This window comes from Streptomyces sp. NPDC050548, from assembly GCF_044457385.1.
In the GTDB taxonomy this organism is placed as follows: Bacteria; Actinomycetota; Actinomycetes; order Streptomycetales; family Streptomycetaceae; genus Streptomyces.
Genome location: NZ_JBITGV010000001.1, coordinates 836,964 through 863,131, shown reverse-complemented (window position 1 = coordinate 863,131; position 26,168 = coordinate 836,964). Strand labels below are relative to the sequence as shown.

26 protein-coding genes and 1 pseudogene are annotated in these 26,168 nt (G+C 69.5%); 15 read left to right on the top strand and 12 right to left on the bottom strand.

Translation table 11 applies throughout. The features are described 5' to 3' along the window. Positions 1–22 precede the first annotated feature (22 nt). The 6 genes from ACIBJH_RS04035 (at position 23) to ACIBJH_RS04010 (ending at position 7,703) form a co-directional block, all read left to right on the top strand. On the top strand, positions 23–730 hold the full coding sequence (locus ACIBJH_RS04035; protein ID WP_399115247.1) for a WbqC family protein: 708 nt from the start codon (positions 23–25) through the stop codon (positions 728–730). A gap of 172 nt (positions 731–902) precedes the next feature. Then, positions 903–2,705: an ABC-F family ATP-binding cassette domain-containing protein gene (locus tag ACIBJH_RS04030; RefSeq protein ID WP_399115246.1), complete on the top strand. Its 1,803-nt coding sequence runs from the start codon at positions 903–905 to the stop codon at positions 2,703–2,705. 190 nt (positions 2,706–2,895) lie between these two features. Continuing rightward, the gene (locus ACIBJH_RS04025; protein WP_399115245.1) at positions 2,896–4,626 is read left to right on the top strand and encodes a PQQ-binding-like beta-propeller repeat protein; all 1,731 of its coding nucleotides are present in this window, start codon (positions 2,896–2,898) and stop codon (positions 4,624–4,626) included. Positions 4,627–4,678: 52 nt separating this feature from the next. Continuing rightward, positions 4,679–6,451, top strand: coding sequence for a PQQ-binding-like beta-propeller repeat protein (locus ACIBJH_RS04020; RefSeq protein ID WP_399115244.1), 1,773 nt, complete (start codon positions 4,679–4,681; stop codon positions 6,449–6,451). 206 nt (positions 6,452–6,657) lie between these two features. Beyond that, positions 6,658–7,350 (top strand): LuxR C-terminal-related transcriptional regulator, encoded by a 693-nt coding sequence (locus ACIBJH_RS04015; RefSeq protein ID WP_399115243.1) that lies wholly within the window; start codon positions 6,658–6,660, stop codon positions 7,348–7,350. A gap of 47 nt (positions 7,351–7,397) precedes the next feature. After that, a complete protein-coding gene (locus ACIBJH_RS04010; protein WP_399115242.1) occupies positions 7,398–7,703 on the top strand; it encodes a hypothetical protein in 306 nt (101 codons plus the stop codon). On the opposite strand, the gene ACIBJH_RS04005 is transcribed toward ACIBJH_RS04010, so the two are convergent. Continuing rightward, positions 7,694–7,897 carry a DUF397 domain-containing protein gene (locus tag ACIBJH_RS04005; RefSeq protein WP_399115241.1) on the bottom strand — a complete coding sequence of 68 codons (204 nt, stop codon included), beginning with the start codon at positions 7,895–7,897 and terminating at the stop codon, positions 7,694–7,696. The two genes, ACIBJH_RS04010 and ACIBJH_RS04005, sit on opposite strands and share 10 nt — an antisense overlap. 46 nt (positions 7,898–7,943) lie before the next feature. Between ACIBJH_RS04005 and ACIBJH_RS04000 the strand changes: the two are divergent. Then, positions 7,944–8,411, top strand: a pseudogene (locus tag ACIBJH_RS04000) (class I SAM-dependent methyltransferase); the annotation flags it as partial. Between the two features lie 97 nt (positions 8,412–8,508). On the opposite strand, the gene ACIBJH_RS03995 reads toward ACIBJH_RS04000, so the two are convergent. Beyond that, entirely contained in the window at positions 8,509–8,829 is a 321-nt protein-coding gene (locus ACIBJH_RS03995; protein WP_399115240.1) for a hypothetical protein, read from the bottom strand. A gap of 21 nt (positions 8,830–8,850) precedes the next feature. After that, complete coding sequence (locus ACIBJH_RS03990) at positions 8,851–10,539, bottom strand: sodium:solute symporter family protein (protein ID WP_399115239.1); 1,689 nt, start codon at positions 10,537–10,539, stop codon at positions 8,851–8,853. 147 nt (positions 10,540–10,686) lie between these two features. On the opposite strand from ACIBJH_RS03990, the gene galT reads away from it, so the two are divergent. From galT to ACIBJH_RS03970, 4 genes are all read left to right on the top strand, one after another. Beyond that, positions 10,687–11,745 carry a galactose-1-phosphate uridylyltransferase gene (gene galT, locus ACIBJH_RS03985; protein WP_399115238.1) on the top strand — a complete coding sequence of 353 codons (1,059 nt, stop codon included), beginning with the start codon at positions 10,687–10,689 and terminating at the stop codon, positions 11,743–11,745. After that, on the top strand, positions 11,745–12,710 hold the full coding sequence (gene galE, locus ACIBJH_RS03980) for a UDP-glucose 4-epimerase GalE (protein ID WP_399115237.1): 966 nt from the start codon (positions 11,745–11,747) through the stop codon (positions 12,708–12,710). Before galT ends, galE begins: the two co-directional genes overlap by 1 nt. Positions 12,711–12,720: 10 nt before the next feature. Further along, positions 12,721–13,863, top strand: coding sequence for a galactokinase (gene galK / locus ACIBJH_RS03975; RefSeq protein WP_399115236.1), 1,143 nt, complete (start codon positions 12,721–12,723; stop codon positions 13,861–13,863). Between the two features lie 153 nt (positions 13,864–14,016). Beyond that, a complete protein-coding gene (locus ACIBJH_RS03970) occupies positions 14,017–14,631 on the top strand; it encodes a Uma2 family endonuclease (protein ID WP_399115235.1) in 615 nt (204 codons plus the stop codon). Here ACIBJH_RS03970 and ACIBJH_RS03965 read toward each other — a convergent pair. After that, the gene (locus ACIBJH_RS03965; protein ID WP_399115234.1) at positions 14,618–15,844 is read right to left on the bottom strand and encodes an MFS transporter; all 1,227 of its coding nucleotides are present in this window, start codon (positions 15,842–15,844) and stop codon (positions 14,618–14,620) included. The two genes, ACIBJH_RS03970 and ACIBJH_RS03965, sit on opposite strands and share 14 nt — an antisense overlap. Before the next feature lie 67 nt (positions 15,845–15,911). Beyond that, on the bottom strand, positions 15,912–16,367 hold the full coding sequence (locus ACIBJH_RS03960; protein WP_399115233.1) for a GNAT family N-acetyltransferase: 456 nt from the start codon (positions 16,365–16,367) through the stop codon (positions 15,912–15,914). A gap of 261 nt (positions 16,368–16,628) precedes the next feature. Here ACIBJH_RS03960 and ACIBJH_RS03955 point away from each other — a divergent pair, with 261 nt between their 5' ends. Next, positions 16,629–17,396, top strand: coding sequence for a response regulator transcription factor (locus ACIBJH_RS03955; protein ID WP_019066623.1), 768 nt, complete (start codon positions 16,629–16,631; stop codon positions 17,394–17,396). Here ACIBJH_RS03955 and ACIBJH_RS03950 read toward each other — a convergent pair. Then, positions 17,355–17,852: a MarR family winged helix-turn-helix transcriptional regulator gene (locus ACIBJH_RS03950; protein ID WP_399115232.1), complete on the bottom strand. Its 498-nt coding sequence runs from the start codon at positions 17,850–17,852 to the stop codon at positions 17,355–17,357. The two genes, ACIBJH_RS03955 and ACIBJH_RS03950, sit on opposite strands and share 42 nt — an antisense overlap. A gap of 104 nt (positions 17,853–17,956) precedes the next feature. Between ACIBJH_RS03950 and ACIBJH_RS03945 the strand changes: the two genes are divergently transcribed. Together ACIBJH_RS03945 and ACIBJH_RS03940 are read left to right on the top strand one after the other, a co-directional pair. After that, entirely contained in the window at positions 17,957–18,760 is an 804-nt protein-coding gene (locus ACIBJH_RS03945; RefSeq protein ID WP_399115231.1) for a trans-aconitate 2-methyltransferase, read from the top strand. A gap of 3 nt (positions 18,761–18,763) precedes the next feature. Further along, on the top strand, positions 18,764–19,144 hold the full coding sequence (locus tag ACIBJH_RS03940) for a VOC family protein (RefSeq protein WP_399115230.1): 381 nt from the start codon (positions 18,764–18,766) through the stop codon (positions 19,142–19,144). Between the two features lie 74 nt (positions 19,145–19,218). Here the strand turns inward: ACIBJH_RS03940 and ACIBJH_RS03935 are convergent, their stop codons facing one another. The 3 genes from ACIBJH_RS03935 to ACIBJH_RS03925 are packed head-to-tail and all read right to left on the bottom strand — an operon-like array spanning position 19,219 to position 21,114. Next, positions 19,219–19,371, bottom strand: a complete 153-nt coding sequence (locus ACIBJH_RS03935) for a hypothetical protein (RefSeq protein ID WP_399115229.1) — start codon at positions 19,369–19,371, stop codon at positions 19,219–19,221. Positions 19,372–19,423: 52 nt separating this feature from the next. Next, positions 19,424–20,101 carry a TetR/AcrR family transcriptional regulator gene (locus ACIBJH_RS03930; protein ID WP_019066628.1) on the bottom strand — a complete coding sequence of 226 codons (678 nt, stop codon included), beginning with the start codon at positions 20,099–20,101 and terminating at the stop codon, positions 19,424–19,426. Further along, complete coding sequence (locus ACIBJH_RS03925; protein ID WP_399115228.1) at positions 20,098–21,114, bottom strand: acyl-CoA desaturase; 1,017 nt, start codon at positions 21,112–21,114, stop codon at positions 20,098–20,100. The genes ACIBJH_RS03930 and ACIBJH_RS03925 overlap by 4 nt, the downstream gene beginning before the upstream one ends. 304 nt (positions 21,115–21,418) lie before the next feature. Between ACIBJH_RS03925 and ppc the strand changes: the two genes are divergently transcribed. Next, positions 21,419–24,151 carry a phosphoenolpyruvate carboxylase gene (ppc, locus tag ACIBJH_RS03920; protein WP_399115227.1) on the top strand — a complete coding sequence of 911 codons (2,733 nt, stop codon included), beginning with the start codon at positions 21,419–21,421 and terminating at the stop codon, positions 24,149–24,151. 64 nt (positions 24,152–24,215) lie between these two features. Here ppc and ACIBJH_RS03915 read toward each other — a convergent pair whose 3' ends face one another. From ACIBJH_RS03915 to ACIBJH_RS03905, 3 genes are all read right to left on the bottom strand, one after another. Next, entirely contained in the window at positions 24,216–24,662 is a 447-nt protein-coding gene (locus ACIBJH_RS03915; RefSeq protein ID WP_399115226.1) for a hypothetical protein, read from the bottom strand. 63 nt (positions 24,663–24,725) lie between these two features. Further along, positions 24,726–25,328, bottom strand: a complete 603-nt coding sequence (gene pth, locus ACIBJH_RS03910; RefSeq protein ID WP_399115225.1) for an aminoacyl-tRNA hydrolase — start codon at positions 25,326–25,328, stop codon at positions 24,726–24,728. Between the two features lie 69 nt (positions 25,329–25,397). After that, a complete protein-coding gene (locus ACIBJH_RS03905) occupies positions 25,398–25,982 on the bottom strand; it encodes a 50S ribosomal protein L25/general stress protein Ctc (protein WP_359607299.1) in 585 nt (194 codons plus the stop codon). Between the last annotated feature and the right edge of the window lie 186 nt (positions 25,983–26,168).

The following is a 26,168-nucleotide window of genomic DNA, read 5'->3' as shown; positions in this document are numbered from 1 at the left end:
CGCGCGCCCGAGTACGCGGCCGGTGGGCTCGTGCGCGATCCATCAACCCAACCTGCTGCCCCGTCTTTCCACTCTGGCGAAGCTCTACACGGCCAATGTGTGGGTGGTCCTCGACGACGTCCAGTTCGTCCGCCGCGACTACCAACACCGCGCTCGCCTCGCCGCGCTCGACGACCCACAACGGCAGCAGTGGCTGTCTGTCGAAACCCGCCTCCCGCACGGCCGCGCAACGTTGATTCGCGATGCCCGACTCGCCGACCCGCGGCGCAGTGCCCGCCGCCTCGGCCAGCTGCCCGCGCAGCACTACCACGCCAGCCCCCACTGGCAGTTGCTGCATGCCTCACTCGAACCCGTCGTCCGTTCCCTCGCCGAGGGCGTCGGCACAGCGGCCGTCGCCGAGGCCACCACCCGCGCCCTGCTGAACCTCTTGGGCTGGCGCGGCACCATCGTGCGCAGCAGCGACCTCGCCGCTTCATCCGACCGCTCGGTACGTCTGGCCGACCTCACCACCGCCGTCGGCGCCGGCACCTATCTCTGTGGCACCGGCGGCCTGCGCTACCTCGACCACCGCCCCTTCGCGGAGCGACAGCTCAACGTCCACGCCTTCCGCCCGCCCACGGCCGCCGAGAACCTGTGGACCGGAGCCGCGAGGATCACCGCCCTCTGGGCACTCGCCGCATACGGACCTTCCCGCGTGAGGGCTGCGTTCGACGCCCTGCGCACACCCTGACCACCGTCTACGGATCTTCATCGTGCTCCTTCGGCGGCATTCGCCGCAGGGGCGCGACCAGCCGCGACGGCACGCCAGACGACCCACGCCACCCCCCCTGACCTGCACGGATCCCCAGCCCTCCGCCGCGCATTACCCTGGGAGGCTGACCGTCCCCCCTGTCAGGAGAGAAATGGCCGTCAACCTGGTCAATGTCGAGAACGTCAGCAAGGTGTACGGCACCCGTGCCCTGCTCGACGGTGTCTCGCTCGGTGTCTCCGAAGGGGACCGGATCGGGGTCGTGGGCCGCAACGGAGACGGCAAGACCACGCTGATCCGGATGCTCGCCAAGCTGGAGGAGTCCGACACCGGACGTGTCACGCACTCCGGCGGACTGCGCCTCGGCGTCCTCACCCAGCACGACTCCCTCGACCCGGAGGCGACCGTCCGCCACGAGGTCATCCGGGACATGGCCGACCACGAGTGGGCGGGCAACGCCAAGATCCGCGATGTGCTGACGGGACTGTTCGGCGGGCTGGACCTGCCCGGCTTCCCGCAGGGGCTCGACACCGTGATCGGCCCGCTCTCCGGTGGTGAGCGCCGCCGTATCGCGCTCGCCAAGCTGCTCATCGAGGACCAGGACCTGGTCGTCCTCGACGAGCCGACGAACCACCTCGACGTCGAGGGCATCGCCTGGCTCGCCCAGCATCTGCGCGAGCGGCGCTCCGCGCTCGTCTGCGTGACCCACGACCGCTGGTTCCTGGACCAGGTCTGCACGCAGATGTGGGACGTGCAGAAGGGCGACGTCTACGAGTACGAGGGCGGCTACACCGACTACGTCTTCGCCCGCGCCGAGCGCGAGCGCATCGCCGCCACCGAGGAGACCAAGCGGCAGAACCTGGTCCGCAAGGAGCTGGCCTGGCTGCGCCGGGGCGCCCCGGCCCGTACGTCGAAGCCGCGCTTCCGCGTCGAGGCCGCCAACGAACTGATCGCGGACGTGCCGCCGCCGCGCGACACCAGCGAGCTGATGAAGTTCGCGTCGTCGCGGCTGGGCCGTACGGTCTTCGATCTGGAGGACGTGACCGTCCAGGCCGGGCCCAAAGTCCTTCTGAAGCACATCACTTGGCACCTCGGTCCCGGCGACCGCGTCGGCCTGGTCGGGGTCAACGGCGCCGGAAAGACCTCCCTGCTGCGTGCCCTCGCCGACGCCGCCCGCAGCGACGGCGAGACCCAGCCGGTGGCCGGCAAGGTCGTCGTAGGGAAGACGGTCAAGCTGGCCTATCTCTCGCAGGAGGTGGCCGAACTGAAGCCCACGCTGCGGGTGTTGGAGGCCGTGCAGCAGGTGCGGGAGCGGGTCGATCTCGGCAAGGGGCGGGAGATGACCGCCGGGCAGCTGTGCGAGACGTTCGGCTTCAACAAGGAGAAGCAGTGGACGCCGGTCGGGGACCTGTCCGGTGGTGAGCGGCGACGGCTGCAGCTGCTGCGGCTTCTCATGGACGAGCCCAACGTCCTCTTCCTCGACGAGCCCACCAACGACCTCGACATCGAGACCCTGACCCAGCTGGAGGACGTCCTCGACGGCTGGCCCGGTTCGATGATCGTGATCTCCCACGACCGGTTCTTCGTCGAGCGCACCACCGACAAGGTCTACGCCCTTCTCGGCGACGCCACCCTGCGGATGCTGCCGCGCGGCATCGACGAGTACCTGGAGCGGCGCCACCGTATGGAGGAGGCGGCAGCCGCTGCCGTCCCCGTCGTGGAGAAGGCCGTGCCCGCCGTGAGCGCCGCCGACCAGCGGGCCGCGAAGAAGGAACTCCAGAAGATCGAGCGGCAGTTGGACAAGGTCTCCGAGAAGGAGGCCAAGCTGCACGCCCAGATCGCCGACAACGCCACGGACTTCGCGAAGGTGGCCGAACTGGACGCGCAGCTAAGGGACTTGGGCGGCGAGCGCGAGGAGCTGGAGATGCGGTGGCTGGAACTCGCCGAGGACGCGTGAAGGGTGAGTGAAGGCGCATAACGGCGCTGTCACGGGCCGGTTCTCCCTTGGGTACAGGGGTGAACCGGCCCGTTGTCCATGGACAGCCGAGTGATAGAAAGGGCCGTCTGAGACCTGCTTGAATGCGCCTCCGGGTCCTTCGCGAACCTCGGAGCGTGGCTAAAAATCAGTGAACGAGGGGGAGCCGCTGATGACTCAGCCGCCCGAACAGCCGCCGTCCGGCGGTTACGGAGCGCCGCCGAACCAACCGCCACAGCCACCGTCCGGCGGATTCGGCGCTCCCGTCCAGCCGACGCCCGGCTACGGCTATCCGCAGCAGCCGGGTCCGTACAACTCCGGTCCCTACGGCAATCCGCAGCAGCCGGGTCCGTACGCCCAGCCGCAACAGCCCGGCCCCTACGGTCAGCCGCCCCAACAGGCCGGCCCCAACGGCGGCTACGGCTACCCCCCGCCCCCGCCACCGCAGTTCGCCCCGCCCCAACCCCCCTCCGGCCGCGGCCCCTTCAAGGGCAGGCCCGCCCTGCTGATCGCGGCGGCGGTCGCCGGGCTGCTGGTCGTCGGCGGCACGGTGTGGGCGGTCACCGGCGGCGGTGACGACAAGAAGCCGGTCGCGGAGAAGAGCGGCAGCCCCACGGCCTCCGGCACGAGCAGCGCCGACGACCCCGCCAACCCCGGTGACGGCAGCGGCGACGGCGGCAAGGACCCCGAGAACCTCAACGAGGGCCGCAAGTCCGGCGAGGCGAAGGTGCTCTGGTACAAGGAGGCACCGGACGCGCCCGGTTCCGGCGCCGACGCCCCCGGCATGTGGATCACCGGCAGGACCGCGGTGAAGGCCGCGTACAAGGAGGTCGTCGCCTACAACGTGGGCAACGGCAACCCGACCTGGCCCACGATCACCTTCCCCCAGAAGATCTGCGCGGTCACCCCGGAGAAGTCGGCCGGCGACAAGATCGTGGTGGCGTACATGAGCGGTGTCAGCGACAGCGCCAAGTGCAACCACCTCCAGCAACTCGACCTGAACACCGGGGCGAAGGGCTGGACCGCGACCGTCGCGGACGGCGACCTGTTCGACAGCGCGCTCAGCATCGGACTGACCATCACCGGCAAGACCCTGATGGTGGGCCGTTCGCAGTCGGGTGTGGCCTACGACCTCGCCACCGGCAAGCAGCTCTACGAGAAGAAGAAGTACGGCGCGGCCTGCTTCCCGTCCGCCTTCGCGGGCGGCAGCAGGCTGCTCGTGGTCTCGTCCTGCGGGGCGGGCTCCGACACCGCGCACGACGAGGTGCAGGAACTCGACCCGGCGACCGGCGGCGCCAAGTGGACGAAGGCGATCCCCAAGGGCTGGACGGTCTCCCACGTGTACTCCGTGGACCCCGTCGTCCTCTACATGACCGACGCGGACAACAAGCACTGGAACATCTCGACGCTGAAGAGCGACGGTTCCGTCCGCTCGCAGGTCGACTCCAAGGCGTCCTTCGCGGCCGGCTGCGGCACCTTCAACGACGATCTGCAGGGCTGCGAGGACGTCGCGGCCGACGCGAACACCCTCTACCTCCCGACCGCCGCGACGACCGGCCCCAACCAGATCGTCGCGATCGACCTCGCCACCGGCAAGGAGAAGTGGCGCGTCAAGTCGCCCGAGGACGAGTCGATGCTGCCGGTCAAGGTCGAGGGCGGCAAGCTCATCGCCTACGTGGAGGCCGCCTACGACGCGGGCGGCCAGGTCGTGTCCGTCCCGACGACCGGCTCCTCGCACACCACGACGAAGCTGCTCCAGCTGCCGGCGGGCACCGCGAAGATCGAGTCGAGCTTCTTCTCCCGGGACGTCGACTACGTCGACGGGCGCTTCTACATCTCGTCGACCCGGCTGAACGGCAATGACGACACGAAGGAGAAGTTGATGCTCGCCTACGGCAAGTGACGCCTTCCGCCGTCCTGTTCGCCTCCGTCGACCCGTCCCCGAGGTACCCGTCATGACCCAGCCGCCCCCGCCCCCGCCGAACCAGCCCCCGCAGCCGGGCGGCTTCGGCCCGCCCCAGGACCAGCCCCCGCAGCAGCCCCCGCCCCCACCGGGTTACGGCTACCCGCAGGCGCCGCCCCCGCCACCGCCCCAGCAGCCGGGCTACGGCTACCCCGGCCAGCAGCCCAACCCGTACGCGCAGCCCCCGCAGCAGCCGTACGGTCAGCAGCCCAACCCCTATGGCCAGCAGCCCGGTTACGGCTACCCGGGGCCGGGCCAGCCCGGTCAGCCGACCATGCCGTTGCACCCGCAGCCGGGTCAACCGGGCGGCGGCGGACGGAAGTTCGGGGCGTCCGCGGTGATCATCACGGCGGCGGTCGTGGCGATCGCGCTGATCGTCGGCGGCGGGATCTGGTACTCGTCCTCGTCCGGCAAGGACGACAAGGCCGACGCCAAGAGGACCAGCGCCGACTCGACTCCCTCCGACAGTAAGGGCGGTACGGGTGGCACCACGTCCGGCGGCAAGGAGAAGGTGCCCGCCGACACCGCCTCCAAGGTCCTCTTCCAGGTCCCGATGCCCAAGGTCGCCGACACCATGGTGACCACCGGCTCCTGGCTCACCGACAAGGTGTACGCCAAGAGCGGGGCCGCCGAGATCGACGGCTACGACCGCGACTCCGGCGCCAAGCTGTGGACGATCAAACTCCCCGGCCCGGTCTGCCAGGCCACCAGGAACACCACCACCGACGGCAGAACGGCGATCATCTACGAGCCCGCCATGCCGACCAAGGCCAAGCCCTCGAACGGCTGCAGCCAGATCGCCGCGATCGACCTGAACGCGGGCACCAAACTGTGGACCAAGACCGCCAACTCCGGTGACCAGCCGATCAGTTTCGAGAACGTCACCGTCAGCGCCAACACGGTCGCCGTCGGCAGCACCAACGGCGGCGCCGCCTTCGACATCGCCACCGGCAAGGTCCTGTGGAGCCCGAAGGTCGCCGACTGCTACGACGACGGCTACGGCGGCGGCGCCAAACTGGTCGCGGTCCGCAAGTGCGGCACGTACGACTCGCCCACCCTGCACATCCAGACCATCGACCCCACCTCCGGGAAGGTGCTCTCGGACTACACGATGGCCCAGGGCATCGAGTACGCCAGCATCGTGTCGACCGACCCGCTGGTCGTCGCGGCCGACGTCGGCGACAGCGCGGGCGACGGCAGCGGCATCTCCGACTTCTTCTCCATCGACAACAGGACCGGCGCCCTGCGCGCCCACATCTCGGCACCGGGCAAGCAGTACGCGGCCCGCTGCGACGGCATCACCCGCGTCGAGGCCTGCACCGAACTCGCCGTAGGGAACGACCGGTTGTACGTCCCCACCGAGGAACACGACGGCTCCGGCGACTCCTACAGCAAGACCAACGAGATCGTCGCCTTCGACCTCGCCACCGGCAAGCAGACCGGCCAGCGCGCCGACGCCGGCGACGGCTACACCATCACCCCGCTGCGCATGGACGGCAGCAACCTGCTCGCCTACAAGTACCCGCCCTACGACAAGGGCGGCCAGATCGTCAGCATCGACGGCGACTCCTTCAAGGAGACGACGCTGCTGGAGAACCCGAGCACCGAGACGGTACGGGACGCGGAGACCAGCTTCCTGCCGGACTACGCGGAGATCCTCTACGCGGAGGGCCGGCTGTACATGTCGGCGGTCTACGCGGACAAGCCCTCGTCGTCCTCCACCGACGACAAGGACCTGGCGATCGCCTTCGGCACCACAGGCTGAACCACCCCTCCCCTCATGTGTGAATGCCCCGGAATGCGAAAAAGTCCGTCGATCCGGGGCACTTCTCTCCAGTAGGGGCAGCGCAACGTCGAACAAGCGTGTAGCTTCCGGGGGCATGAAGAACGGGGGTGCTGGGGGCCCTCTGTTCTTGGGGACCAGTGGGCATCCATAGTGGGCATCCATTGGGGGGACTGGGGGGTTGCTCGATGGGAGTGCGGCTGATGGTGGTCGACGACCACCGATTGCTCGCCGAGGCACTGGCCTCGGCACTGAAGCTGCGGGGACACCGGGTGCTGGCCGCGGCGGCGCCCGCGGCGGGCGCGGCGGAACTGGTGATCACCCGCGCGCCCGAGGTGTGCCTGCTGGGCACGGCGACACCGGCCGAACCGGGCATCTTCGACCCGGTGGTGAAGATCAAACGGGAACGCCCGCAGGTGGCGGTCCTGGTCCTCGGCCCGGTCCCGAGCCCCCGCGGCATCGCCGCGGCCTTCGCGGCCGGCGCCTCGGGCTACGTACGCCACGACGAGCGCATAGAGGGCGTGGAACGCGCCATCATGAAGGCGAGGGCGGGCGAGGCGGCCGTAGCCCCACTGCTGTTGCAAGGCGCCTTCAGCGAGTTGCTCAACCCGGCGGCCCAGCCCGACGACGAGGGCCAACGACTCTTGCAGATGCTCACGCCGAGGGAGGTCGAGGTCCTGGTCCGGGTGGCCGACGGCGAGGACACCCGCCTGATCGCCGCCGGCATGGGCATAGCACCGTCGACGGCCCGCACGCACGTCCAGCGGGTCCTGATGAAGCTGGGGGTGGGTTCGCGACTGGAGGCGGCGGCCCTGGCGGCCCGCACAGGCCTGCTGGACCGGGCGGGCCCACTGACCAGTTCGGCGGGCCCGGAAGCGTAATGGATCGGCGGTGGGTGCGGGAGGAGTCCCGCGTCACGTGGGAGGCCATGAGCAGACGCGAACACGCGGCTGTCCTACGGTCCGTCCGCAAGGGCCAGTTGACACGGGACCCAGCCACGGCGCTGCTGGCGCTGCACTGGGCCTGGACCGTCATCGGCCCGCCCGGTGCGCGCAGGCGCTACCGCTGGCTGGACGCCTTCTTCGATGTCAGGCCCGCTGCTTTCCTCACGGACATCTACGACGGCACCGAGCGGAACGACGTCCGCACATACGTCCGTCGCGACGCCCGAAGGACCGAGGCGGCGTACCTGCCGTTCCTGGAGTCGCTGGGCGTGGATACGGGTCAGCGGTGACGATCGGCGCGTATGGCCTGGAGGAGGGCTGCGAGGGCCGTGGGGGTGGTGGTGAGGAAGGTGGCGGGGGTTTCGCTTTCGCGGAGGTGGAGGGTGGTGGGGGTGGTGGCGAGTTCGACGCAGTTGTTGCCGTCGCCGCTTCCGGAGAAGGACGACTTCTGCCAGTTGTCGGGGATGATCACGGTGCGCCTCACAGTTCCTTCGCCAGCCTATGGATGACGTCACGAACCCGCCCGGGTCGTTGCCGTGGACGCCTCACCGGGCCAGCACGAGATGGCCGTCGACCTGTTCGGTCACCTCGCACCACGTCTGTGCATCGTGGCCTCCGACGCCGTGTCGCACCTGAAGGCAACGATCAATACCTACGACGTGCTCTACAGCGTCTTCGGCGCCCTCGACTTCACCGACCCCCGTGAGCTGCTTCCCGCGGCTGCCAGTGCTCTCAAGCCGGGCGGACGTCTGGTGTTCTCCACTCTCGCGCACTATCTGAGCGGCGCCCCCGCGCAGGCGGACGTGGTGGCCGCCGCTGTCCCGGCGAAGACGCCGGAGGGGGAAGCCGTCACGATGCGCCGGTGGGTGCTTCAGGAGCAGGTCTGGGTGAAGGTCCTGGACGAGGCCGGGTTCACCGAAACGGGAGTTGACGTGTTGCCGTCGACCGTCGAGGGACCACGCACCGCGGACACGCTGCTGGTGACCGCAGTGCGCTAGCCGCAGTACGGGTCGATGGTGGCCGGGTCGCTGCGGGCGTCGATACACCTGGCTGCGGGCGCGACCAGCCACAGCCCACCCGTACCCGGCAGACGACCTAAGCCCCGTCTTCCTTCTCCGCGACCTCCGCCAGTTCCACCGGAGGTGTGGGTCGCAGCTTCAGCCACCCCAGGAAAAAGATCCCGAGCAGCAACATCGCGATCCCGGTCCACAGGTTGATGTTGACCCCCTCGGACTTGTCCAGCGACGAATCCGACGGGTTGATCCCGGCGATCGTGACGATCACGCCGTAGACGACGAACAACCCCCCGATGATCAACCGCAGATCGAACAGCCGGGACGCGGTCGTCGACTTGCCCTCCAGCTCGCTGACCTCGCGCTGGACGTCCTTCTCGGAGTATCCGGAGTTTTCGGACATGGTCTCTCAATCCTCCCGCGGCTAGAACGAGAACGGGATGTAGCAGACGGCGGCCAGGATGACCGCGCCCCAGCCGAGCAGGGCCGGCCGGCGGTACCACGCGTCGTCGCCCGCGGCGGGCGCCTCGGTCATGCCGGGGGACGTCGTGCCGTAGACCAGGCCCTGGAGCTGTTCGGTCGGCTTCGGTTGCGTGAACAGGGACACCGCGAACATGACCACCGCACCGGCGACGAACCCGGCGATCGCGGAGACGAAGTTGGCGCCCTGGTCGGAGGGGATGGAGATGATCCCCTGCTTGTAGATCCAGAAGTAGTTGACCATCGCGGTGACCGTGCCCGCGAGGAGGCCCCAGAACCCGGACTTGGGCGTGGCCTTCTTCCAGAACATGCCGACGATGAAGACGACGAACATCGGCACGTTGAAGAAGGAGAACAGGGTCTGGAGGTAGCTCATGATGTTGGAGAAGGACGACGCCAGGAACGCCGTGCCCACCGACGCCGCCACGCCGAGCACCGTGATCAGGCGGCCGAAGCGGACGTAGTACCCGTCCTCGCGGTCCCGGACGACGTACCTGGCCCAGATGTCGTTCGTGAACACGGTGTTGAAGGACGACACGTTGGCCGCCATACCGGCCATGAAGGCCGCCAGCAGACCGGTCACCGCGATGCCGAGGACACCGTTGGGCAGCAGCGTCCTCATCAGGTAGGGGATCGCGTGGTTGTACTGCAGGTAGTAGCCGGGTGTGCCGATCTTCGGGACCAGGGCCTCGGCGACCAGGCCCGGGATCATCACCAGGAAGACGATGAAGACCTTCGGGTACGCGGCGATGAGCGGGGTGCGCTGGGCGGCGGAGAGGTTCTTCGCGGAGAGCGCGCGCTGTACCTCCGCGAAGTTCGTCGTCCAGTAGCCGAACGACAGCACGAAGCCCAGCCCCAGCACGATGGTCAGCCAGTTCGCCCCCAGCGGGTTGGCGCTGCCGATGCCGGTGCCGCCCCACGCGGTGGTGAAGTTGTGGCCGTGGGTCGCGTCCAGCTTGTGGGTCAGCCCGTCCCAGCCGCCGACCTTCTTCAGGCCGAGGTAGGAGATCGGGATGAGGGCGGCCAGGATCACGAAGAACTGGAGCACTTCGTTGTAGATCGCCGACGACAGGCCGCCGAGGGTGATGTACGCGAGCACGAAGGCACCCGCGACGACGATCGCCACCCACTGCGGCCAGCCCAGCAGCGCCTCGACGACGATCGCGAGGGCGTACAGGTTCACACCGGCGATCAGGATCGCGGCGAAGGCGAACAGGAACGAACTCAGCAGGTGTGCCCACTTGTCGAAGCGGAGGAGGAGGAACTCCGGGACCGAGCGCACCTTCGAGCCGTAGTAGAAGGGCATCATCACCAGGCCGAGGAAGACCATGGCCGGGATGGCGCCGATCCAGTACCAGTGCACGGTGTACGCGCCGTACTGCGCGCTGTTCGCGGCCATGCCCAGGATCTCGGTGGCGGCCAGGTTGGCGGAGATGAAGGCGAGACCGGTGATCCACGCGGGCAGGGAGCGCCCGGAGAGGAAGAAGTCGAGGCTGGTCTTCACCGATCTGCGGGCGGCCAGACCGATGCCGAGGACGACGACGAAGTAGATCGCCAGGATCGTGTAGTCGAGCCCGTTGGTGGGGAGCCGGAGCTCGGCGGCGAGGGAGGTGGGGGGCTGCAGATTCTGCATCAAGCGCTCACCTTGTTTGATGTTCTTCGTTTGGTGTTCTTTGTTTGATTTTGATGGTGACGACTGGGGGGATCGGTGGTTTGATGTGTTTAGTTCTGTGTGAAGCCCGGATGTGGCGTGGATGTACGTACGGATGGAGAGCCCGGCGTGAAGAAGACCTCGACCCGGTTGGCCGACGGTCGTGAGCTCATCTACTACGACCTGCGGGACGACACCGTGCGCGACGCGGTGGACCGCCGCCCGCTGGAGCGCACGGTCACCACTTCGGAGGTACGGCGGGACGTGCTGCTCGGCGATTCGGTGGCGATCGCCTCGCACCGCCAGGGCCGCATCTATCACCCGCCGGTCGACCAGTGCCCGCTCTGCCCGACGACGGGCGACCGGCTCAGCGAGATCCCGGACTCCTCGTACGACGTCGTCGTGTTCGAGAACCGTTTCCCCTCGCTCGCCGGGGACTCGGGCCGCTGCGAGGTGGTCTGCTTCACCTCCGACCACGACGCGTCCTTCGCCTCGCTGACCGAGGAGCAGGCGGCCCTCGTCCTGGAGGCGTGGACGGACCGGACGTCGGAGCTGTCGCATCTTCCCTCCGTCGAGCAGGTCTTCTGTTTCGAGAACCGCGGCGAAGAGATCGGTGTGACCCTCGGTCATCCCCACGGCCAGATCTACGCCTACCCGTTCACCACCCCGCGCACCGCGCTGATGCTGCGTTCACTCGCGACTCATAAGGAGGCGACCGGCGGGGAGAACCTCTTCGACGCCGTCCTGGAGCGTGAACTCGCCGGTGAGCGGGTCGTCCTTGAGGGTGAACACTGGGTCGCCTTCGTGCCGTACTCCGCGCACTGGCCCTACGAGGTCCACCTGTATCCCAAGCGCCGCGTGCCCGATCTGCTCGGGCTCGACGAGGCGGCGCGCACAGAGTTCCCCAAGGTCTATCTGGAACTCTTGAGGCGCTTCGACCGGATCTTCGGTGAGGGCGAGCCTCCGACGCCGTACATCGCCGCCTGGCACCAGGCGCCGTTCGGCACGCTGGAGGAGTTCGAGGGTGTGAGCAGGGACGACTTCGCGCTCCACCTTGAGCTTTTCACCATTCGCCGTACTTCCGGCAAGCTGAAGTTCCTCGCGGGTTCCGAGTCCGGCATGAGCGTGTTCATCAACGACGTGCCGCCGGAGTTCGCGGCACAGCGACTGCGAGAGGTAGCGAGTTGATGAGCGGTAAGTACCTGGTCACGGGCGGGGCGGGTTACGTCGGCAGCGTGGTCGCCCAGCACCTGCTGGAGGCGGGCCACGAGGTCACCGTCCTGGACAACCTCTCGACGGGCTTCCGTGAAGGGGTGCCGGCGGGTGCGTCGTTCATCGAGGGCGACATCCGCGACGCCGCCAAGTGGCTGGACTCGTCCTACGACGCCGTCCTCCACTTCGCCGCGTTCTCCCAGGTCGGCGAGTCCGTCGTCAAGCCCGAGAAGTACTGGGAGAACAACGTCGGCGGCTCCATGGCCCTCCTCGCCGCCATGCGCGAGGCGGGAGTCCGCAAACTCGTCTTCTCCTCCACGGCGGCCACGTACGGCGAGCCGGAGGAGGTCCCGATCGTCGAGACCGCCCGCACCTCCCCGACCAACCCCTACGGCGCGTCGAAGCTGTCGGTCGACTTCATGATCACGAGCGAGGCGGCGGCCCACGGCCTGGGTGCGGTCTCCCTCCGCTACTTCAACGTGGCTGGTGCGTACGGCAGTTGTGGCGAGCGGCACGACCCGGAGTCGCACCTCATCCCCCTGGTCCTCCAGGTCGCCCAGGGCAAGCGGGACGCGATCTCCGTCTACGGCGACGACTACCCGACGCCGGACGGCACCTGCGTCCGCGACTACATCCACGTGGCGGACCTGGCCGACGCGCACCTGCTGGCGCTCAAGGCGGCCACGCCCGGCGAGCACCTGATCTGCAACCTCGGCAACGGCGAGGGCTTCTCCGTCCGCCAGGTCATCGAGACGGTCCGCCAGGTCACCGGACACCCGATCCCCGAGGTCGTCGCCCCGCGCCGCGGCGGCGACCCGGCGTCCCTGGTCGCCTCGGCGGACCGCGCCAAGGAGCGCCTCGGCTGGAACCCGACCCGCGCGGACCTCGCGGGCATCGTCGCGGACGCGTGGGCGTTCGCGCAGAACGTATCGAAGGGTTAGGAGAGAACACGTGGGTGTACTTGAGGGCTTCGAGGAGCTGTACGGCACCGCTCCCGAGGGCGTCTGGGCCGCGCCGGGCCGGGTCAACCTGATCGGCGAGTACACCGACTTCAACGAGGGCTTCGTGATGCCGCTCGCCCTGCCGCACACGGCGGTGGCGGCGGTCTCGCGCCGCAGCGACGGAGTCCTCCGGCTCCACTCGGCGGACATCGAGGGCCCGGTCGTGGAACTGCATGTCGAGGAACTGGCCCCGCGCACGAACACGAGCTGGGCCGCGTATCCGGCGGGCGTGGTCTGGGTGTTGCGCGAGGCGGGTCACCAAGTGACCGGCGCGGACATCCACTTGTCGTCCACGGTCCCGACGGGCGCGGGCCTGTCGTCCTCGGCGGCGCTTGAGGTGGTCACGGCCCTGGCCCTGAACGACCTCTTCGAACTCGGCCTGTCCGGGCCGGAGTTGGCCCGCTTCTCGCAGCGCGCGGAGAACGACTTCGTGGGCGTCCCCTGCGGCATCATGGACCAGACGGCCTCGGCCTGCGCCGAGGAGGGCCACGCGCTCCACCTCGACTGCCGTGATCTGTCGATCCGTCAGATCCCGTTCGACCTGGCGTCGGAGGGCCTGTCGCTCCTGGTGGTCGACAGCCGTGTGAAGCACGCCCTCGGAGACGGCGAGTACGCGGAACGCCGTGAGGGCTGCGAGGAGGGCGCCCGCCAACTCGGCGTCCCCTTCCTGCGGGACGTGGCGTACGAGGACCTGGAGTCGTCACTGGCACGGCTGTCGGACGAACGCATCCGCCGCTACGTCCGCCACGTCGTCTCCGACGACCACCGGGTCGACCAGGTGATCTCCCTCCTGGACGCGGGCGAAGTCCGGGCGATCGGCCCGGTGTTGACCGAGGGCCACGCCTCCCTCCGCGACGATCTGCGCATCTCCTGCCCGGAGTTGGACCTCGTGGTCGACACGGCGGTCGGCGCGGGCGCCCTCGGCGCACGGATGACGGGCGGCGGCTTCGGCGGCTCGGCGATCGTCCTGGTCGAGGCCACGGACGCGGACACGATCACGAAGGCGGTCGAGGAGGCGTTCGCGGGGGCCGGTTACACCGCGCCGCGGGTGTTCCCGGCGGTGCCTTCGGCGGGGGCGCGGCGGGTGAGCTGATCCCGGGCTCGTCGTCTCCCCGCTCGCCGGCGGGTGGGGAGCGGCACCGGGGGCCGTCGGACCGGGCCGGTCACCCTTTGTGATGACGCACGCGGATTCCGGCGGTTACCGTGGACGCGCAGGCCGAGAATCCCGCCCATGGGAGGAATCACCATGACCGCCGAGCCCCTTGCCGAGCCGAGCGCTCAGCCCGGCTGCCACTGGCCGGTGCCGCCCCGGGATGGTTACACCGTGGACGACCTGTTCACCTTGCCCGACCTCCCGCCGCACACCGAGCTGATCGACGGGAGCCTGGTCTTCGTGAGTCCGCAGCGGGATTTTCACAGCACGATGATCGACCTGCTGGTAGGCGGCTTGCGCCGGACGGTTCCCGCGGAATTCAAGGTCCGTCGCGAGATGACCGTCGTTCTCGACCGCCGCAACGGCCCGGAGCCCGACATCTCGCTCGTCCGTGCCGAAGCCGTCACCGGCCTGGAGCAGACCCGCTTCCAGGCCGAGGACGTCCTGCTCGCCGTCGAGGTCGTCTCTCCGGACTCCGAGGCCCGCGACCGCGACACCAAGCCCCGCAAGTACGCCGCCGCCGGTATCCCGTACTTCTGGCTGGTCGAGATGGCAGAGGGCAACCAGCACCCGGTGGTCCGGGTCTACGAGATCGACCCGGTGAACAAGACGTACGCTCTGACCGGCATCCACCACGAGAAGCTCGACCTGAGCGTGCCCTACGGCATCGACGTCGACATCAGCCTGGACGCCCTCAAGGAGCTGTGAGCCTCCGCACCCCCGGCGCCAGCAGCGCCGCCCCCGTGGCCAGTACCACCAGCCCCGCGCATGCCGCGAGGGCGTGTCCCAGGCCCACGGTCGCCGCGAGTGGTCCGGCGATCAGCAGGCCGAGGGGGGCGAAGGACAGGGAGCCGAAGTAGTCGTAGGAGCTGACCCGGGAGAGGGACTCCTCCGGGATCTCGCGGTGGATCGTGGTGCTCCACAGGACGCCGAAGACGTCGCTGGAGACTCCGGCCGTGAACATCGCGACGGCGATCAGCCAGACCGGGGCCCGTACGGCGAGCAGGGCGACCGGTGCCGCCGTCGGGAACGTGGCCAGGACCGCCACCAGGATCGGGCGGCGGACCCGGACGCGGGAGGCCAGGCCCGCGCCGGCGATCGTGCCCAGGGCCTGCGCGGCGACGATCAGGGACCAGGCGCGGGCGCCGCCGAGGTGGCGGTCGGCGGTCAGGGGGCCGAGGACGCCCACGTTCGCGTTGAGCGCCGCCACCACGATCGACCACTGGGCCACCACGACCCACAGCCACTGGCGGGACGCGAACTCCTGCCAGCCGTCCCGGAGATCGGCCCAGCCGGAGGTCTTCCTGGGCGGGCGGGCCGGGACCGGGAGGCGGGCCGTCAGGGCCGCGCTGAGGGCGAAGGACGCGGCGTTCAGGGCCAGCGCCCAGCCGGGGCCGACCAGCGCCACCGTCACGCCCGAGAGCGACAGGCCGAGGAGCATCGCGCTGTTGGTGCCCACCCGCAGCAGACCGTTCGCCCGCTGCAGGCGGTCCGCGGAGACCACCAGCGGCACGATGCCCTCCATCGCCGGGGCGAACAGGGCCGTCGCCGTACCGGCCGCCACCGCCAGCAGACACAGCGCGAGGACGGGCGCGTGCCCGGACAGGACCAGCACGGCCAGGCCCGTGTACGCCCCGGCCCCCAGCACATCCGCGAGCGCCATCAGCCGGGCGCGTGACATCCGGTCCGCGATCACCCCGCCGACCAGGATGAGCACCAGCTGCGGCACCGCCTGGCAGGCCAGGACCAGGGAGAGCCGGCCGGGTCCGGCGCCGGGCAGGGCCAGCACCGCGAAGGCGAGGGCCACTCGGGCGAATCCGTTGCCGAGCACGGAGACGGTGCGGGCGGCGGCGAGGAGCACGAAGGGCCGTTCACGCCACAGCGATGATTTTCCGGCGTCCTGCGTCGAAGTGACTGTCACGGGCAGGGACTTTAGAGGGTCGACCTCAACGCACGTCCACAACCGGCCACTTCACCGACCGCCGTGGTCAGCCCAGTTTCTTGGTGAGGGTGTACTCCGTGATCCCTGGCGGATAGTCCGGGATCACGCACACCACCTCGTAGCCCTGCTTCTTGTAGAACTCCGGTGCCTGGAAGTCCCATGTCTCCAGCCGGGCCGCCACACAGCCGCGCTCTTCGCGGGCGACGCGCTCCGCCCGCGCGAGCAGTCGGGAGCCGAGACCCGTCCCCCGGTGCCGGCCGTCCACCCACAGATAGGTCACATGGAGCCAGTCCGCCCACGTGTGGCAGACCGCTCCGCCCGCCAGTTCCCCCGAGTCGTCCAACGCCCACACGTGGAGCGGAACTTCACGTTCGCGAGGGGTTCCGCGCAGCGCGCGCAGCACCGGGGACGCGGCCGTGTTGGTTTCGAGCAGCCGGGCGCGGAGCAGATCGCGTCGCTCTCTGTCGACTTCCGTCTCAATACGAAACATGCGGCTCACCATAAACGCGCCGGACAGTCAGTTCTGCAAATTGGGTTCCGCTGCTGCCCCCCGGCCGTACCCTGTGAACAGCACCGGTGGGGGCCGGTGCTGATCAGGGGGCGAGACAAGTCGGGTACGACGCCCGATGTGGGGGTAGCAGTCTCTGCACGGCGGCGGCCGTGCGGCTTCGGCAGCTCCCGGGCGTCGTACCCGCAACCATCGCTTCGTCTCCCGACGATGAGGTATCCCCTGCTCCACCAGGAGCCTGGGGAAGGGGGTTTCGTGGTTCGCATCCGAGTCCTGGTCGTCGACGACCATCGCATCTTCGCCGAGTCGCTCGCCGCGGCACTGGCGGCCGAGCCAGATGTCGACGTGTCCGCGGCCGGCAGTGGTCCCGCCGCGCTGCGCAGCATGGAGCGCGCGAACGCCGAGGGCCGCAGATTCGACGTCCTGCTGGTGGACGCCGACCTGGGCGGCAATGTGCAGGGCATTCGCCCCGCCGTGCCGGTACAGGCGGGCAACGAGGACGGGCTGGTGGACGGGATCTCCCTGGTAGCCGGGGTCCGTTCCGCCCAGCCGAGCGTACGGATGGTCGTGCTGGCCGAGAAGGACGATCCGCGCCGGGCCGCGCTGGCCCTGCAGGCCGGTGCTTCCGGCTGGGTCGCCAAGGACTGCTCGCTGTCCAGGCTTTTAACCGTCATCCGAGGTGTCCTGCGCGACGAGACACATCTGCCGCCGGCCCTGCTGACCGGGGTCCTGCGCGAGTTGACGGCCGCACGCAAGCACCGCACCGAGAGCGAGCGTCTGGTGGAGTCGCTGACTCCGCGGGAGCGCGAGGTTCTGCGCTGCATGGTGGCCGGGTTGGGGCGCAAGGCGGTCGCCGAGCGACTGTTCCTCTCCCCGCACACGGTCCGGACGCATATGCAAAACGTGCTCGGCAAGCTGGGGGTCCACTCGACCCTCGCGGCGGTGGCTCTCGCCCGGCGCGCGGGTGTCGGACCCGTCGACCTAGCCGGGGACGTTGTCGAACGGGGCGGTCAACTGGCGTAGCAGTCCGGCCAGTTCGCCCCGCTGGGCGCGGGAGAGTTCCGCGAGGATCGCGCGCTCCTGCGCCAGCAGTCCGGCCAGGGCCTGGTCCGCGCGGTCCTGGCCCTCCTCGGTGAGCCGGACCAGTACGCCCCGGCGGTCGCTGGGGTCGGGGAGCCGCTCGACCAGGCCCTTCTGGGCCAGGCGGTCGATGCGGTTCGTCATCGTGCCGGACGTGACCAGGGTCTGGGTCAGCAGCTGGCCGGGGGAGAGCTGGTAGGGGCTGCCCGCGCGCCGCAGCGCCGTCAGCACGTCGAACTCCCAGGGTTCGAGGCTGTGCTCGGCGAAGGCCAGCCGGCGCGCCCGGTCCAGGTGCCGGGCCAGCCTGCTCACCCGGCTGAGCACCTCAAGCGGCTCCACGTCGAGGTCCGGGCGCTCCCGGCGCCACGCTGCGACAAGCCGATCGACCTCGTCCTCCATGACGATCAGTGTAGTGGTTGTGTCGACATGAAGTCTCTTGACGTCAACTAACTCGATCTCAAGTCTCTTGACATCGAGATAATGGGGCGGGGAAAGTGGGAGACATGACGACTTGGGACCCCGCCCAGTACCTGCGCCACGCCGGCCACCGCGCCCGCCCGTTCACCGACCTCCTCGCCCGCGTCACCGACGTCCCCGGCACCCCGCCCCGCGTCGCCGACCTCGGCTGCGGCCCCGGCAACATGACCGCCGTCCTCGCCGACCGCTGGCCCACCGCGCACATCACCGGCTACGACAACTCACCCGAGATGCTGGAGAAGGCAGCCGCCCACACGGGCCCCACGACCGGCGGCGGCCACCTCGACTTCGCCCACGCGGACGCGACGCGGTGGGCGCCCGCGCAGCCGTACGACCTGATCGTGTCGAACGCGGCGCTGCAGTGGGTGCCGGGACACCTGGACCGGTTCGGCGACTGGATCTCCGCGCTCGCGCCCGCCGGCACCTTCGCCTTCCAAGTCCCGGACAACATCGACGCGCCCCTGCACACCCTGATGCGCGAACTCGCCGCCACCGCCCGCTGGAAGAGCCGGCTCGGCGAGGTGCTGCGCCGCGAGGACTCGGTCCACGCACCCGGCGTCTACCTCGACCGCCTGGCCCGCCTCGGCTGCGCGGCCGACGTCTGGCAGACGACGTACCAGCACATCCTGCCCGGCCCCGACCCCGTCCTCGACTGGGTCAAGGGCACGGGCCTGCGCCCGGTCCTCACCGCGCTCGCCGACGACCCGGAGGCGCGGGACGCGTTCGTGACGGAGTACCGCGACCTGCTGCGCGAGGCGTATCCGACGGCGGAGTACGGCACGGTGCTGCCGTTCCGGCGGCTGTTCGCGGTGGCCCGTAAGGGGGTGTGAGGGGTGATCGCGGCCGTGGATCATGTGCAGTTGGCGGCTCCGGAGGGGTCGGAGGACGCGCTGCGCGCCTACTACGTCGACACCCTCGGCATGACCGAGATCCCGAAACCGCCGGTACTCGCCGCGCGGGGCGGCTGCTGGTTCGGGGCGGGGGCGGTGCAGCTGCACCTGGGGATCGAGGCCGACTTCCGCCCGGCGAAGAAGGCCCACCCGGGGCTCCGCGTGACCGACATCGAGGCGTACGCGGCCCGGCTGAAGTCCCTTGGGGCGCCTGTCACTTGGGACTCGGATCTGCCCGGCTACCGGCGCTTCTACTCGGAGGATCCGGTGGGGAACCGGCTGGAGTTCCTGGAGGCGGTCAGGCGGTTCGGCCCAGGTGGGTGACGAGGATGTGGATCACTTCGTCGTCGAGCGAGTGGCGCAGTCCAGGGCGTGAGGCTCGGAAATGATCTGGCAGGTCACTTCTTCTCAAGTCCCAGTCGACTTCGCACCTCGGTCATGGGGATGCCCGGACCCAGAGTGCCCTCCGCCTTGCGCCGCTGATGGTCCGAGACGGCGAGGGCGTCTTCGAGATCCTCTATCACCTGCGGCGAGACGAGGAGTGCGACCACATGCCCGTCCTCGGTGAGGGCGACGGACTCCCGGTTGTGCCCCAGCGGTCCGTCAGCTCTTCCGGTGCCCTATCAACCGAGGCTTCGCCTCCAGCCCGTCCAGCCCGTGCCATGCCAGGTTCACCAGATGTGCCGCCACCTCCGCCTTCTTCGGGCGGCGGACGTCCAGCCACCACTGGCCGGTGAGGGCGACCATGCCGACGAGGGCCTGGGCGTAGAGGGGGGCGAGCTTGGCGTCGAAGCCTCGGCTCTTGAACTCGCGGCCCAGGATGTCCTCGACCTGGGTCGCGATGTCCGAGATGAGGGACGCGAAGGAACCCGTGGACTGGGGGATGGGGGAGTCGCGGACCAGGATGCGGAAGCCGTCCGTGTACTCCTCGATGTAGTCGAGGAGGGCGAAGGCCGCCTGTTCGCAGAGTTCGCGGGGGTGGCCGGCCGTCAGGGAGCTGGTCACCATGTCCAGCAGGCGGCGCATCTCGCGGTCCACGACCACCGCGTACAGGCCCTCCTTGCCGCCGAAGTGCTCGTAGACCACCGGCTTGGAGACCCCGGCCTTCGCCGCGATCTCCTCCACCGACGTGGCCTCGAAACCTTTCGCCGCGAAGAGCGTGCGACCGACTTCCAGCAGCTGGGCCCGGCGTTCGGCTCCCGTCATCCGGGTTCGGCGCGCGCGCCGGGGCTTCTCGTTGCTCGGGGTGCTGCTGGGATCGGTCGCCACGGCGTCAATCATGCCGCCTCCGCCGACTCCTTCCGGGGCCGAGAGCCGTCCGGACCGGAGATACGGCGCGAATCGATACGCGAGCGTGACGGCCAGCGCACGTCATAGGCCCAGCCGAGCTGCTCGCACCAGCGGATGATCCGCGCCGAGGAGTCGATCTGGCCGCGCATCACACCGTGCCGCGCGGAGGTCGGGTCGGCGTGGTGCAGGTTGTGCCAGGACTCGCCGCAGGACAGGACCGCCAGCCACCACACGTTGCCCGAGCGGTCACGGGACTTGAAGGGGCGCTTGCCGACCGCGTGGCAGATCGAGTTGATCGACCAGGTGACGTGGTGCAGCAGCGCCACCCGGACGAGCGAACCCCAGAAGAAGCCGGTGAACGCGCCCCACCAGGACATCGTCGCCAGGCCGCCGATCAGCGGGGGCAGCGCGAGCGACAGCATCGTCCAGAAGATGAACTGGCGGGAGATCGCCCGGATCGTGCGGTCCTTGATCAGGTCCGGCGCGTACTTGTCCTGCGGGGTGCGCTCCTCGTCGAACATCCACGCGATGTGCGCCCACCACAGGCCCTTGATCAGCGCGGGCACGGTCTCGCCGTAGCGCCACGGCGAATGCGGGTCGCCCTCCGCGTCGGAGAACTTGTGGTGCTTGCGGTGGTCGGCCACCCAGCGCACCAGCGGGCCCTCGACAGCCATCGACCCGGCGATGGCGATCGCGATCCGCAGCGGGCGCTTCGCCTTGAAGGAGCCGTGCGTGAAGTACCGGTGGTAGCCGATCGTCACGCCGTGGCAGCCCAGGTAGTAGAAGAACACCAGCAGGCCGAGATCCAGCCAGCTCACCCCGCCCCAGCTCCACGCCAGCGGCACGGCCGCGAGCAGCGCCAGGAAGGGGACGGTGATGAAGAGAAGGAGGGTCAGCTGTTCCAGCGACCCCTTTTTCTCGCCGCCGAGGGTGGCGGCGGGCAGCGGAGTACCGTCGTCGTTCGCCCGCGGGGCGTCGTCGATCACATCGGAGCTCGTGGTCATGGGCGTCCCCTGTGGGGTTCGGAGGTGGAGGCGGAGCGTCGGACGGCGGGAGCCGAGTATGAGTTCACCATGGACTTCCCTACGGTTCCGTAACCTACGGCGACGTAAGTATGGCAGTGCGTCGACCGGTGGACGAAGCCCGTGAGACCGCGCGTCAGAGTGGACACCTATCCTTGGTGTCGGTCGGACAGCGCGGTCCGCTCTGTTTTCTTCCCGGATGTCCGTCCCGTATGCGACAGCCGCCGCGGGACCGCCGTCCGGGTTCCCTCCGGACGAGCTTCAAACACTGCAAGGAGCCGCACCTGTGAGCAGTGCCGACGACCAGGCCACCACGACCAACAACGAGCTGCGCGCCGACATCCGGCGCCTCGGCGATCTGCTGGGCGAGACCCTCGTCCGCCAGGAGGGCCCCGAACTGCTCGAACTGGTCGAGAAGGTCCGCCGCCTCACCCGGGAGGACGGCGAGGCCGCCGCCGAGCTGCTGCGCGGCACCGAGCTGGAGACCGCCGCCAAGCTGGTCCGCGCCTTCTCCACCTACTTCCACCTGGCCAACGTCACCGAGCAGGTGCACCGCGGCCGTGAGCTGCGCGCCCGCCGGGCCGCCGAGGGCGGTCTCCTCGCCCGTACGGCCGACCGCCTCAAGGACGCCGACCCCGACCACCTGCGCGAGACGGTCAAGAACCTGAACGTCCGCCCGGTCTTCACCGCGCACCCCACCGAGGCCGCGCGCCGGTCGGTCCTCAACAAGCTCCGGCGCATCGCCGCGCTCCTGGAGACCCCGGTCATCGAGTCCGACCGCCGCCGCTACGACACCCGGCTCGCCGAGAACATCGACCTGGTGTGGCAGACCGACGAGCTGAGGGTCGTACGGCCGGAGCCCGCCGACGAAGCGCGCAACGCCATCTACTACCTCGACGAGCTGCACGCCGGCGCCGTCGGTGACGTCCTCGAAGACCTCACCGCCGAGCTGGAGCGCGTCGGCGTCAAGCTGCCCGACGACACCCGCCCGCTCACCTTCGGCACCTGGATCGGCGGCGACCGCGACGGCAACCCGAACGTCACCCCCCAGGTCACCTGGGACGTCCTGATCCTCCAGCACGAGCACGGCATCAACGACGCCCTGGAGACGATCGACGAGCTGCGCGGCTTCCTCTCCAACTCCATCCGCTACACGGGCGCGACGGACGAGCTGCTGGAGTCCCTCCAGGCCGACCTGGAGCTGCTGCCCGAGATCAGCCCCCGCTACAAGCGGCTCAACGCCGAGGAGCCCTACCGGCTCAAGGCCACCTGCATCCGGCAGAAGCTGGAGAACACCAAGAGCCGCCTGGCCAAGGACACCCCGCACCAGCCCGGCCGCGACTACCTCGGCACCGCCGAGCTGCTGCACGACCTCACCCTGATCCAGACCTCCCTGCGCGCCCACCGCGGCGGCCTCTTCGCCGACGGCCGCATGGACCGTACGATCCGCACGCTCGGCGCGTTCGGCCTCCAGCTCGCCACCATGGACGTACGCGAGCACGCGGACGCCCACCACCACGCGCTCGGCCAGCTCTTCGACCGGCTCGGCGAGGAGTCCTGGCGCTACTCGGACATGCCCCGCGAGTACCGCGCCAAGCTCCTCGCGAAGGAGCTGCGGTCGCGCAGGCCCCTCGCCCCCACCCCGGCGCCCGTCGACGCGGCCGGTGAGAAGACCCTCGGGGTGTTCGAGACCGTCAAGAAGGCCCTCGCGGTCTTCGGGCCCGAGGTCATCGAGTCGTACATCATCTCGATGTGCCAGGGCGCCGACGACGTGTTCGCCGCCGCGGTCCTCGCCCGCGAGGCCGGGCTGATCGACCTGCACGCCGGGTGGGCGAAGGTCGGCATCGTGCCGCTCCTGGAGACCACGGACGAACTGAAGGCCGCCGACACCATCCTGGAGGACATGCTCTCCGACCCGTCCTACCGGCGGCTCGTGGCGCTGCGCGGGGATGTCCAGGAGGTCATGCTCGGGTACTCGGACTCGTCGAAGTTCGGCGGTATCACGACCAGTCAGTGGGAGATCCACCGGGCGCAGCGGCGGCTGCGTGACGTGGCGCACCGGTATGGGGTGCGGCTCCGGCTCTTCCACGGTCGTGGCGGGACCGTCGGCCGCGGTGGCGGTCCGTCGCACGACGCGATCCTCGCCCAGCCCTGGGGCACGCTGGAGGGCGAGATCAAGGTGACCGAGCAGGGCGAGGTCATCTCCGACAAGTACCTCGTGCCGTCGCTGGCGCGCGAGAACCTGGAGCTGACGGTCGCCGCCACCCTCCAGGCCTCCGCCCTGCACACCTCGCCCCGCCAGTCCGACGAGGCGCTGGCCCGCTGGGACGCCGCCATGGACGTGGTCAGCGACGCCGCCCACGCCGCTTACCGCAGGCTGGTCGAGGACCCGGACCTGCCGACGTACTTCCTCGCCTCCACGCCGGTGGACCAGCTCGCCGATCTGCACCTGGGCTCGCGGCCCTCCCGCCGCCCCGGCTCGGGCGTCTCGCTCGACGGACTGCGCGCGATCCCGTGGGTGTTCGGCTGGACCCAGTCCCGGCAGATCGTGCCCGGCTGGTACGGCGTGGGCTCGGGGCTGAAGGCGCTGCGCGAGGCCGGTCTCGACACCGTGCTCGACGAGATGCACGAGCAGTGGCACTTCTTCCGCAACTTCATCTCCAACGTCGAGATGACGCTGGCCAAGACGGACCTGCGGATCGCCCAGCACTACGTCGACACCCTCGTCCCGGACGAGTTGAAGCACGTCTTCGACACCATCCGCGCCGAGCACGACCTGACCGTCGCCGAGGTGCTCCGCGTCACCGGTGAGGCCGAACTCCTCGACGCCACCCCGGCGTTGAAGCAGACGTTCACCATCCGCGACGCCTACCTCGACCCGATCTCCTACCTCCAGGTCGCCCTCCTCAAGCGCCAGCGCGACGAGGCGGCGGCCGGTGCGGAACCCGACCCGCTGCTGAGCCGGGCCCTGCTCCTCACCGTCAACGGTGTGGCGGCGGGCCTGCGCAACACCGGCTGAGGAACCGCGAAAAGGGTGCCCCCGAGCTGCCGCAGCGGCTCGGGGGCATCCGTCTTTCGAGCGGTCAGAGTGCTACGAACGCCGCCGTCAGCAACGCGATCCCCGAACCGGCAAGTACCCACGCGGCCCGGGTCAGGCGCAGGCCGCCGGCGACCACCACCGAGGCCAGCAGGAGGGCGCCGCCGAGGGGGACCCAGGCGTAGAGGATTCCGGCGGGGCCGGAGCGCATGACCTCGTCGGTGCCCGGCTTCACGACCACCGCGTACGTCTTGCCCTTCTTCACCGCGACCGTGTGGTCGATGACGACGGTGGCGCGGGCCTTCGACCCGGTCGACACCGGTGTGTAGGGACCGGTGCAGGTGTCGTCGCCGCACGCGGTGACCTGGATCGTGCCGCTCTCGCGGCCCTTGGTCAGCATCACGTTGTGCGCAGTGGGCCAGGAGCCCCAGACCCCGGCGATCAGGATCAGCGCGGCGACCGTGCCCATTGCCGCGAGCCGTCCGAAGTTCATGGCGGGGATCATTGGCCATACCCGCACACGCGGTCAACTTCGGTCACCGACAAGTCGGTCAAGTCAGGAGTTGTACGCGCTCTGCGCCCGCTCCAGACCCTCGCTCACCAGACACTCCACCGAGTCGGTGGCGCGGTCCACGAGGAAGTCCAGTTCCTTGCGCTCCGTGGACGAGAAGTCCTTCAGCACGAAGTCCGCCACCTGCATACGGCCCGGCGGGCGCCCGATCCCGAACCGCACCCGGTGGTAGTCCGGGCCCATCGCCTTCGTCATCGACTTCAGCCCGTTGTGGCCGTTGTCGCCGCCGCCGAGCTTCAGACGGAGGGTGCCGTAGTCGATGTCCAGCTCGTCGTGGACCGCGACGATGTTCGCGAGCGGCACCTTGTAGAAGTCACGCAGCGCGTTGACCGGACCGCCCGACAGGTTCATGTACGACATCGGCTTGACGAGGACGACCCGGCGGCTCGCCGGACCTGGCGCCCCGATCCGGCCCTCCAGGACCTGCGCCTGCGCCTTCCCGGCCCGCTTGAACTTGCCGCCGATCCGCTCCGCGAGCAGGTCGGCCACCATGAAGCCCACGTTGTGCCGGTTGGCCGCGTACTCGGGGCCCGGGTTGCCGAGGCCCACGATCAGCCAGGGGGCGTTCGCGTCGGTCGTCACGTCCATGTCTCCTTGATACGCGCCAGCCGCTGCTCCCGGTGGGAACAGCGGCTGACACAGTGGTGAAGGTGAGGATCAGGCCTCGGTGGCCTCGGCCTCGCCGTCGGCGGGCGCCTCTTCCGCCTGGGCGGCCAGCACCTGGAGGACGACCGCGTCCTCGTCGATGGCCAGCGTGGTGCCCTTGGGCAGCGGGATGTCCTTGGCGGCGATGGAGGCACCGGCCTCCAGGCCCGCGATGGACACGGTGACCGACTCGGGGATGTGGGTGGCCTCGGCCTCGACGGTGATCGTGCTGAGGACGTGCTCCAGCAGGAAGGAGCCCGGGGCCAGCTCGCCCTCGGTGTGGACGTAGACCTCGACGGTGACCTTCTCGCCGCTCTTCACGGTGAGCAGGTCGACGTGCTCAAGGAAGCCCTTGATGGCGTCGCGCTGGACGGCCTTCGGGATGGCGAGCTGGGTCTTGCCCTCGATGTCCAGGGTCAGCAGGACGTTCGGGGTACGCAGGGCGAGCTGCAGCTCGTGGCCCGGCAGCGTGACGTGCAGCGGGTCCACACCGTGGCCGTAGACCACGGCGGGAACCTTCTTGTCACGGCGGATACGGCGGGCGGCACCCTTGCCGAACTCGGTGCGGGTCTCGGCGGTGAGCTTGACGTCGGCCATGGTCACTCCTCGTAGAACAGTCGGGGAAGGTGGTCACCCGGCCGAACATCGGCCTGCTACGAAGAGCGCGTCGATAACGGACCGCCGTACGAACTTCTCACGAAGCGGTACGGCCTCCCTCGCCGAGCAACTTGGGCAGCTTACTCGGCGGAGAGGCCGTATCAGAAATCGATCACCTGGAAACGC

Bases quoted from the DNA above. Each gene is read 5' to 3' on its own strand.
- ACIBJH_RS04030 (WP_399115246.1), top strand. From the start codon at position 903: ATGGCCGTCAACCTGGTCAATGTCGAGAACGTCAGCAAGGTGTACGGC.
- ACIBJH_RS04025 (WP_399115245.1), top strand. From the start codon at position 2,896: ATGACTCAGCCGCCCGAACAGCCGCCGTCCGGCGGTTACGGAGCGCCG.
- ACIBJH_RS04020 (WP_399115244.1), top strand. From the start codon at position 4,679: ATGACCCAGCCGCCCCCGCCCCCGCCGAACCAGCCCCCGCAGCCGGGC.
- ACIBJH_RS04015 (WP_399115243.1), top strand. From the start codon at position 6,658: ATGGGAGTGCGGCTGATGGTGGTCGACGACCACCGATTGCTCGCCGAG.
- ACIBJH_RS04010 (WP_399115242.1), top strand. From the start codon at position 7,398: ATGAGCAGACGCGAACACGCGGCTGTCCTACGGTCCGTCCGCAAGGGC.
- ACIBJH_RS03995 (WP_399115240.1), bottom strand. From the start codon at position 8,829: ATGTCCGAAAACTCCGGATACTCCGAGAAGGACGTCCAGCGCGAGGTC.
- ACIBJH_RS03990 (WP_399115239.1), bottom strand. From the start codon at position 10,539: ATGCAGAATCTGCAGCCCCCCACCTCCCTCGCCGCCGAGCTCCGGCTC.
- galE (WP_399115237.1), top strand. From the start codon at position 11,745: ATGAGCGGTAAGTACCTGGTCACGGGCGGGGCGGGTTACGTCGGCAGC.
- ACIBJH_RS03970 (WP_399115235.1), top strand. From the start codon at position 14,017: ATGACCGCCGAGCCCCTTGCCGAGCCGAGCGCTCAGCCCGGCTGCCAC.
- ACIBJH_RS03960 (WP_399115233.1), bottom strand. From the start codon at position 16,367: ATGGTGAGCCGCATGTTTCGTATTGAGACGGAAGTCGACAGAGAGCGA.
- ACIBJH_RS03950 (WP_399115232.1), bottom strand. From the start codon at position 17,852: ATGGAGGACGAGGTCGATCGGCTTGTCGCAGCGTGGCGCCGGGAGCGC.
- ACIBJH_RS03945 (WP_399115231.1), top strand. From the start codon at position 17,957: ATGACGACTTGGGACCCCGCCCAGTACCTGCGCCACGCCGGCCACCGC.
- ACIBJH_RS03930 (WP_019066628.1), bottom strand. From the start codon at position 20,101: ATGATTGACGCCGTGGCGACCGATCCCAGCAGCACCCCGAGCAACGAG.
- ACIBJH_RS03925 (WP_399115228.1), bottom strand. From the start codon at position 21,114: ATGACCACGAGCTCCGATGTGATCGACGACGCCCCGCGGGCGAACGAC.
- ACIBJH_RS03915 (WP_399115226.1), bottom strand. From the start codon at position 24,662: ATGAACTTCGGACGGCTCGCGGCAATGGGCACGGTCGCCGCGCTGATC.
- pth (WP_399115225.1), bottom strand. From the start codon at position 25,328: ATGGACGTGACGACCGACGCGAACGCCCCCTGGCTGATCGTGGGCCTC.
- ACIBJH_RS03905 (WP_359607299.1), bottom strand. From the start codon at position 25,982: ATGGCCGACGTCAAGCTCACCGCCGAGACCCGCACCGAGTTCGGCAAG.